The sequence below is a fragment of the Viscerimonas tarda genome (assembly GCF_054601255.1).
Genome location: NZ_BAAHWV010000063.1, coordinates 1 through 8,510 on the forward strand (window position 1 = coordinate 1; position 8,510 = coordinate 8,510).

The 8,510-nt window shown below is 37.4% G+C and carries 10 protein-coding genes; all 10 read right to left on the bottom strand.

All coding sequences use genetic code 11. From position 1 onward, the window contains the following. A partial coding sequence (locus ACYPWY_RS15060) for a DUF5675 family protein (protein WP_459686372.1) occupies positions 1–352 on the bottom strand: 352 nt, incomplete at its 3' end. A gap of 79 nt (positions 353–431) precedes the next feature. Next, a complete protein-coding gene (locus ACYPWY_RS15065) occupies positions 432–1,385 on the bottom strand; it encodes a hypothetical protein (protein WP_459686373.1) in 954 nt (317 codons plus the stop codon). Next, positions 1,354–3,198, bottom strand: coding sequence for an ORC-CDC6 family AAA ATPase (locus ACYPWY_RS15070; RefSeq protein ID WP_459686374.1), 1,845 nt, complete (start codon positions 3,196–3,198; stop codon positions 1,354–1,356). The genes ACYPWY_RS15065 and ACYPWY_RS15070 overlap by 32 nt, the downstream gene beginning before the upstream one ends. Positions 3,199–3,215: 17 nt before the next feature. After that, complete coding sequence (locus ACYPWY_RS15075; protein ID WP_459686375.1) at positions 3,216–4,277, bottom strand: HD domain-containing protein; 1,062 nt, start codon at positions 4,275–4,277, stop codon at positions 3,216–3,218. Then, positions 4,278–5,342: a DNA cytosine methyltransferase gene (locus ACYPWY_RS15080; RefSeq protein WP_459686376.1), complete on the bottom strand. Its 1,065-nt coding sequence runs from the start codon at positions 5,340–5,342 to the stop codon at positions 4,278–4,280. Positions 5,343–5,570: 228 nt separating this feature from the next. Beyond that, on the bottom strand, positions 5,571–6,170 hold the full coding sequence (locus ACYPWY_RS15085; protein WP_459686377.1) for a DUF6549 family protein: 600 nt from the start codon (positions 6,168–6,170) through the stop codon (positions 5,571–5,573). After that, positions 6,167–6,460: a DUF7365 family protein gene (locus ACYPWY_RS15090; protein ID WP_459686378.1), complete on the bottom strand. Its 294-nt coding sequence runs from the start codon at positions 6,458–6,460 to the stop codon at positions 6,167–6,169. The genes ACYPWY_RS15085 and ACYPWY_RS15090 overlap by 4 nt, the downstream gene beginning before the upstream one ends. Positions 6,461–6,626: 166 nt before the next feature. Continuing rightward, positions 6,627–6,881, bottom strand: a complete 255-nt coding sequence (locus ACYPWY_RS15095) for a hypothetical protein (RefSeq protein ID WP_459686379.1) — start codon at positions 6,879–6,881, stop codon at positions 6,627–6,629. Next, positions 6,853–7,269, bottom strand: a complete 417-nt coding sequence (locus tag ACYPWY_RS15100) for a hypothetical protein (protein ID WP_459686380.1) — start codon at positions 7,267–7,269, stop codon at positions 6,853–6,855. The genes ACYPWY_RS15095 and ACYPWY_RS15100 overlap by 29 nt, the downstream gene beginning before the upstream one ends. Before the next feature lie 12 nt (positions 7,270–7,281). Next, a partial coding sequence (gene dnaB, locus ACYPWY_RS15105) for a replicative DNA helicase (protein ID WP_459686381.1) occupies positions 7,282–8,510 on the bottom strand: 1,229 nt, incomplete at its 5' end.

Consider the following 8,510-nt stretch of genomic DNA (forward strand, 5'->3'; position numbering starts at 1 on the left):
TCCCTTTGACGGTATTGTTGCCGACAATAATGCAGCCTGCGCTGCTGTTTTCCGTCGTACCGGAATGGATTAAGATGCCGATAAAATGCGGAACATTATGCAAGCGCGGCAAAACCCGTCCGAATTTTGGGCTAAGTTCCATGGTTACTTTGTACACCCCCGCAGGAATAGCGGTTTGGGCATAGACTTTCTCTTTACACTTGCAGGCAATGCCTTTGGGCGTATTGGGACAGCTTGTGGGTAATGGACGTACCTTGTCTTCAATGGTGTTGCAGAAGAATTTGCCGTCGATAAAGAGATCGCCGATGGTGTAGATTTCGCCCTTGAATTTGCGTTTTAATAACAGTTTCATTACTTTGACATATTTATGAGTTATGTCAAAGAATAGGGGGATATAGGCTTTGGAGGTTATTAAAAGGGTTTAAGCAACTTTAAAATTCCAAATTCATTAAATAGCATTCATCAGAAGGTGACGAATAACCTGCAACATTGTACTCCTTCGCTTTTGCATAACAAATTTGAATCTCTGGGTGTTCAAAAGAAACAAGAGCAGCTCCAACAGTTGATAATTTATTATTCATTGGAGCAAGAACTACATTACAATTAGGATATTTTAATATGTGTTCATATATTTGAGCCTTTGCTTGTTCTGGTTCTCTTAATGAAAAACAAAACTTATCGGCTTTAGGTATAATCTGCAAAAGCTCTTCATGCCTTTCTTTATTGATTCTGGAATGTTCATAATTAATTGAATTCTCGGAATCACCAAAACCCAACGATATTATATTAAAATCTAATTCTTGAATTAATTTCAATGTTCTTTCTTGTTCAAAACCAAATAATATAATTAAATGATTTTCTTTTGATGGATTAATATTTCCCGGATATCCCAACACAGAATTTATTCTTTTTATTCCTTTACTTAACCATTTCTTTTTTACGTCGGGCTCATTAACGGAATATTCTTTTGCAGTAACATAGACTATATATAAATTTTCATAAAACTGCTTATAAATTTTCAAAAACTTCAAAGTAATTAGCAACCCTTCATGGGTAAATGTTGTGATGTCTAATAAGACATTATGTAATTTCTTTGTAAATAATGAAGAAAATTGTTGATTATATTTTTTAATAATATCAACAGGCTCTTTAAAATCAACACCCAGTATATCAAATTTTTTATCTTTAAAAGATTTGATACACAATTCAAAGTCATTCCGTTCACTCTCATTGTAAATCAATAGACGCTTCTTGATATTTCCACGTTTTATCGAATTTACAACAGACAAAGATCTTTCTTCAAATGAAGCTGAACATATAATTACATCTATATTATTAATATGTTCATTGATATCACATATTCGGATTGGATTCATTGTTGTCATGTTCAAACTCTATTTGTAATTGAAACTTCTGATTTTCTTCACTATCGTAATCATAATCTTTTCTCTTTATTTTTGATATAAAAGATTTCGGATTCATCATTCCTAATTCAATCATATCTGCTGTTAGATGAAGGTAGCCTGAAAAACTTAATGGATCTAATTTGTAATAAGGTGCTAACATCCTATTCAAAATATATAAAGGAGAACGACCCAATCCACTTTTTGAACCAAGGGTAGACTCATGAAAATATCCATAAATGACACCTAACTTTAGAACAGATCTAATTTCTTCTGATAAATTTTCACCAAAATAAAAAGAAAATTTTCGTCTCTCAGAACTATTCGACAATAATATAATTCTGAAAGATTGTCCTAATGCTTCCAGTAGATTTTTTAATTTATTGTGTTTATTAAGTTCTTCTTTATTTTGTTTTAGGTGCTTATCTTCTAATAATTTATCAAATTCACTGGTAATCATTTTTGTGGAAAAATTTTCAATCTCTTCATCTTGAATACTCACGGGTATTTCATTAATTATTTTATCAGAGCTTCTATTATATGTTGTTGTATACATCATTGCTGATAAATCGAGAAAATTTCTTATGATACCTGATGATAAATGCACTAATTGTTCAAATCCTGCATAACTATATGAATATTTGTTAGACAAGTTTTTCATATAATCCGGCCTTGTATTTCTATATGCATAATCATACGCTTTTTTAACATCTCCCGTTTCTTTTAATTTTTGCGATTCTAACGTCTTAAATAGTTCTGTTATTTTAGTTTGTTGCTCTTCATTGCAAGGAAAGAATACTGTTGGATTTGTATCAATTTGATGTCCTTTCTTTTTATGCAATTCGAGTCGCTTCATAACGAGCTCGGTAATATTTGTCTTATAGCGCTCTTGATTGGATGTGTATGCTTGATTTAATGTTATCTCAAAATAATCATGCGGTGAATCAATTTTTGATCCTTTTGTTGTAAAATATGTTTGGTATCTCAATTGTGTTGATATTTTAAAACTAACAATATCTGTATTTCTATATGATACCCAACTATTTAATACTTTTGTTTGCATTAAACCTAATTCATCTGCATCATCAATTAGTAGAAATAAGGGAGCACTTGGTAAAAATGAAAGATTTTGTATTTTCTTTAATATAGGGAACAGAAAATTTGAATATAAGCACAAAACTCCTGTATATGGAAGATTGTTGTTTCCTAAAATAATTTTGGTCAAATATGAATCAAAAAAATCAGATTGAATGTCACTACAGATATTTTTGATTGACATGAAATATTCCAATATACTACTTGCTTCATTTAATTCTTGAAAATTTCCATTATATCCTGCTTTTTTTAATAATTTGATGGTCTCTTTATACAAAGCAAAAACTTCATCAGTAAATTCGGAATATTTTGAATAATCCTCTTTTGATAGGGCATCAAAGATCATTATTGAAAAATAGATTACTAAATAATGTTCATTTAATAGTGATCCTCCGTGCATATCTTCTAAAGCTCTTAGTTCTGCAATATTTAGATACGTATTTTTTATTGGTATATAAATTCCATAAAAATTAATATCTTTTAAACAGCGATTAAACCGTAACATTTGACAATCAGATTTCATGACACGAAACATCATACTCTTACCTGAACCTCTTGGCCCATGTATGAATGTATTCCCAATATTTAAAACTTGATAATAATCTTTAAATACATCAACGAAGAGATTGTTGGTATCTTCGGCATTGATGCTTTCTGGAGTCAAATATTGAAATGGATTATCTATCTCTTGTTGAAACATTTTATAACAAATAATTATTAATTATTAATAAATTCTACAATTTTTTCTCCAGTATAATCTTTTAATTCTGGACAAAGTTTGAATATGTCATCGTGATCTGATTGTGGATATCCAACCTCTCCAAGTATATAACGAATAGATTTCTTAATTCGTTTATTCCTTGCATCTCTTTTATTTAATGTTATTTCTATATTTATAACTAACACATTGAGATTTATGTAAGTTCGCATAAATCTTGAACAATAAATTCTTTCTAAATGGCTTTTGTATGTCCTTTCAAAAATTTCTTGTATTAAATATTGTTCAAGAAACTTTCCTTCCTCTCCTTTCTTAGGTTTTTTGTATTTTCTTTTTAAATCATCTTCTTCTATATCAAATTTTAAATTTATACATTTAGATGAGAGGTCAATATCTACTGTATGTAAACAATATGAGTATTTATGAAAAAGCAGCCCTTCCTCTGGTAAAATTGGTTTCTTCGTATTTGAATCAATGGTTGTTAACATAAAACGATTTGCTCGAGAACGGTCATCAGACAATTCGTCTGCAAACTTTAATATTGAGGCTAATAATTGTTTTCTAACATTACAGTTTAATATTTTCTCATCAACTAAATTTGAAATTTTATCTTTAGGCTCTCCTCCATGAGCCTCCGCAATATCAAAAATACAGTCCCATTCTATACGATCTTGCCCTGCTTGTTCTGCATAGTCTCTGAGTACAGTAGTTGAAGAAAACTCATGCCCATTTCTTCCTAAAATATTTCCGACATCATGTACGTGAATAGCCATTAATAAAATATATACCTCGTAATGGGTTAAGCAGCATTCTTTTGTACAAACAAGTTCGGATGAGCGTTGTATCACTGTTTTAATGTGTTCTTTCCCATGGTCATTTAAGAATACGCCATCTTTATATGCTGCTCCTTGCATTACAAAAGGATGTATTTTTGTATAAAATTGCTCGGATAAATATTCATATCTAAGAACATAGTTTTCTTTGTGAGGAAAGTTTTTTAATGTCGCTTTCCCTTTTTGAGACAAAAACCACTCTTCTAAATCTTTTCCTTTTAAATCCATTTACAATTTAATTAATTTTTCAAACACTGCTTTTGCTAATAATGGTGGTACTGCATTACCAACTTGTTGTTGTTGCTCTGTCAAATGACCGCTGAAAATATAAGAATCAGGAAAAGATTGTAGTCTTGCGGCCTCTCGAACAGAAAGTCCTCTATTTTCGTTTGGATGAATCAGCATATTTTTTCTATAATTGCCAATAACAACCGAAGGCTTATTTCCCATTAATCTATGATATATTCCACCATGACAGCGAGAACAATCTTTATAATTAGTCATCAATTCTTCAGGTATATTTGACCAATTTCCACCCTGAGGAATATATTGATATCTATCTAAAACTGATTGTGTATTTTTTGAAACACTATTATTATAAGAATACAAACTTGTACCTCTTCTGTTTGTTGCATATTCACTCAGATTATCAAATTCTTTATAATCTAAACAAAAGTCAGAAGCCCCATTCTCTAATGAAGGTAAATCGGATATAGCATCATAAACTGATACTATATTTTCATTAGACCCTATAGGAAATTCGTAAGAAACACCATTTTTAGAACCGACAAGAAAGAAGCGTTCTCTTTTTTGTGGAACTCCAAAATTTACAGCATTAAGTAATTGATGATTAATTGTATATCCTATATTTTTAAATTGATCGCATATTTGTTCTAAAAAAAAACCCTTCTCTGTTTTTTGGATTCCACTTACATTTTCCAATACTATCCAATCTGGATTAAATAATTTTGTAATACGTATAAATTCCAAAAACAACCAATTTTTTCCATTCTCTTTATTACGTGTTCTCTGATTAGAAAATGAAAAACCTTGGCAAGGAGGACCTCCAAATAATACGGTTTGCTTATTATCTTTCTTTATGGGTAATTCAATTATTTTTCTTATATCAGCATTGATCATGTAAGTATTTTTATGATTAAGTCGATAAGTGTCACTTGCCCACTTATCAATATCTATGGCAACTTTGACATCAACGCCAGCCAGTGATGCACCTAAAGACATTCCTCCTGCACCAGAAAAGATGTCAAATCCAATCATAGAATCATTAATCATAAATGAAAAATAGGGTACAAAGATAATTGATTATTTCATAAACTCTTAAATATCTGGTTCCTAATTTAGCAATGGATAACAAAAAATGTATTCGTTTATATTTTTCTCAATTTGTTTTTCCATTTTCTCAAATTTTGCATTTGCAAAATTACGTAATAAAAACGGAAAATCCGGCGGTTTAGATTATTCCCTCCGGATTTTTCAATATCGGTTTTGAATGATTTCATTTTACCTTCTTATCTCCACCACCTCCGAATAGTTGATTTCCACATGCGGATTGTCGGAGGAAATCGTTTGATGCACCGCCTTAACGCCCCACCTCCACCAAAGGAAGCGGTGTTTCGGCTCAATCCATACCGCCTGCCGGAGTGTAACAGGCAGGCGGATATTTCCCGACAAGTGATTGTTTTCAATCACACCGCTTACTTGCAGGTAAGGCGTGTTCACTTCAATGGCTTTCACGGCAATGCGCACCGTATCACGGATAACGACAGAATCCCGCAGGTCAGCCTCAACCGGCGCATTGACCAATAGTTCGTGCCTTGCCGCCATTTTCAGGTTGCGGAGTTCCACGCCCATTTGCTTGATTTTCTCCAAATCATGCGCCCGGTAAAGCTCATATTCGTCCACCAGCAGGCTCAGCGTTTTCACGTCCACAGCCGTTGTCGCCGAATCCACCCGCATCCGCTTGACCTCGGAGAGCAGGGCATTCGTGTTGCCCTGATACCTGTCGCGTTCCGCTTCCAACTGTTTGCCATGCCGGTAAAGGAAGAATGTAGCGCTGCTCATTAAAGCAACCGCCGCTATCAAAATACAGTTTAGTTTCATCGCCTTTTGTCTTTTAAGAGTTCCTTGATATCCGCCCGCATTTCGCGCAGGTCGGTTTGAATGGAGGCGAACTGCGCCATATTTGCCTCGAATACCGCCTTGTCCAATTTGATTTCATCAATCCGTTCGTACTGGTCCTTGATTTTGAGTTCCAGCGTATTGCACTGCGCCTCCAGTTCCGTAATCCTGGCGGTATTGGCCGTATGCTGCACATACAGGGTCACGATAAAGGAAACTACCATGATAATGGCCTTGAAATTGTCCACGACAAATGTTTTTACCTGTGTCATATTTAATTACGAATTAAAAATTACGAAATAATTCAGTATATCTGTTGTTTATTGGAATAAAATTGAAAATGCCTCCTTAACCGCCGTAATAAGCGCTACGGCTGCTTCGCTGTCCCAAAATCCGTAAACGGCCAATGCAATGACAAGTGCGATATAAACCGCCCTTTCAGCCGTTTTCCGGCTCAATCGAAATCCCGTCTTTTTCCTCATTATCATTACCATTTGTTTTTGTTCCGGGTACAATGACGTTGAATACCACGCCGCCTTCGCCCTCAATTCGCAGCCGGGTCTCGTGGATATGCTTGACGGGATAGAGTTCCATCAAGGCTTTGGCGGCATTGACGGCAACCGCCCGTAACGGCGCCGGCGAAAGGTGCGTACCGAAACGGTCGTCAAATGTTGCCGTCGCCGTTTCCTCCATAACCGCCTTCAGCGTTTCCGTCAGTTGGAGCTTGAGGGCGAGGATTTCCGTTTCCGCCTGTTGACTGCTGTCTTTTTCTGTATCCATTTAATTGTCTTTTTGTAAGAATAGCCTGTTTGTCCGCTTCAGGTTTTTGCTTGGCCAGTAATTTTTCCATTAATGCCTGATAGAATATGTCGGCCAAGGCATTGGCGCAGCTTTCGGCGTCTGCCAGCGAATGAATCAGCCGCATATTGAAGGATACATCCAAGCCGTATCCGGTAACGGCAGCCATCAACTCGTTGCCCTCGTAGTCCAGTACGCCGTACATCATTCGCTCCGAAGTTTTGAACGATACGGTTTCTTCTTCTTTACTTTTTTCTTTTACTTCCCTGACTTCTTCTTCCATATCCCTGTTTATTTAAAATGGAGTCCCTGCCGCAGGAAACATGTTCCCGTACCCCTTCGTATCGTAATCGTAAATCCTTGTCAGACTTTCATTGTATCTGAACTTGACAATGCCCGTCTTACCGTTGCGGTACTTGGACACAATCAGTTCGCCGTAGCCTTTTTCGGCGTTCCTGTCGTAATACTCCGGACGATGGATAAAAACCACCATGTCTGCATCCTGCTCTATCGCTCCCGACTCGCGCAAATCAGCCAGCACGGGTATCTTATTATTGCGCCTTTCCACTTCGCGACTTAGCTGCGAAAGCAGGATAACCGGTACGTCCAGTTCACGGGCTATCAGCTTGGCTTCCCGGCTCATCTGGCTGACTTCGTTTTCGCGGTTGCGGTTGCGGTCGCCCTTTTCTACCGCCAATTGCAAGTAGTCGATAATGACCAGGCTGCATTGTCCCTTCTTTTTCAGTATCCGGCAGCGGTTACGGATGTATCCCATGGTAACGGCGGCATTGGAATCCACATAAACAGGCAGGCTGTACAGCTTCGCGGCGGCGTTTTCCACCTCCATGGTTTCCTGTCCGCTTAACCGCCCGATCCTGAATTTATCGCCATCCACATCCGCCCGGGACAGTAGCAGCCGGTTCCCAAGGCTTATGTCCGACATTTCCAGCGAGAACAGGGCTACCGCCGCGTCCGCCTCAGCCGCTTTTCGTGCAAAATGCAGCGCCACGGCTGTTTTTCCCATCGACGGACGCGCCGCCAGGATAATCAGGTCGGACTTCTGCCAGCCGCCGGTTATCCTGTCCAAATCTGCCAATCCTGTCGTTATTCCCGGTTGTACGCCTTTTTCCGCCTGTGCCTTGCGGCGGTACATCGCCTCTATTGTCAGGCTCAGGATTTCGCTTAAAGGCTTTACGTCGCCTTGCCCGATAACCGCTTCCTGCAAAGCTTCCATCCTTTGGGAGTTTCCATGCAGGATATCGTCAATGTCTTCCGTCTCATCAAAAGCGAGCGAGGAATCCATCAGGCAAATCTCTATGAATTTGCGCCGGATGTACTGTTGCTTGATAATCCGGCAGTGGTATTCCAGATGCGCCGACGAAGCGACGCTGTTGGTTAGGCGGGCGATGCCGTAGCCTCCTCCTGCTTCTTCCAGCAAGCCGTCGCTACGCAGCTGTTCCATAACGGTCAGCATGTCGATAGCCTTATAGCCGGCAGCTAACCGGCAGGCAGCTTCATAGACAA

Bases quoted from the DNA above. Each gene is read 5' to 3' on its own strand.
- ACYPWY_RS15080 (WP_459686376.1), bottom strand. From the start codon at position 5,342: ATGATTAATGATTCTATGATTGGATTTGACATCTTTTCTGGTGCAGGA.
- ACYPWY_RS15075 (WP_459686375.1), bottom strand. From the start codon at position 4,277: ATGGATTTAAAAGGAAAAGATTTAGAAGAGTGGTTTTTGTCTCAAAAA.
- ACYPWY_RS15085 (WP_459686377.1), bottom strand. From the start codon at position 6,170: ATGAAACTAAACTGTATTTTGATAGCGGCGGTTGCTTTAATGAGCAGC.
- ACYPWY_RS15100 (WP_459686380.1), bottom strand. From the start codon at position 7,269: ATGGAAGAAGAAGTCAGGGAAGTAAAAGAAAAAAGTAAAGAAGAAGAA.
- ACYPWY_RS15065 (WP_459686373.1), bottom strand. From the start codon at position 1,385: ATGACAACAATGAATCCAATCCGAATATGTGATATCAATGAACATATT.
- ACYPWY_RS15090 (WP_459686378.1), bottom strand. From the start codon at position 6,460: ATGACACAGGTAAAAACATTTGTCGTGGACAATTTCAAGGCCATTATC.
- ACYPWY_RS15095 (WP_459686379.1), bottom strand. From the start codon at position 6,881: ATGGAGGAAACGGCGACGGCAACATTTGACGACCGTTTCGGTACGCAC.
- ACYPWY_RS15070 (WP_459686374.1), bottom strand. From the start codon at position 3,198: ATGTTTCAACAAGAGATAGATAATCCATTTCAATATTTGACTCCAGAA.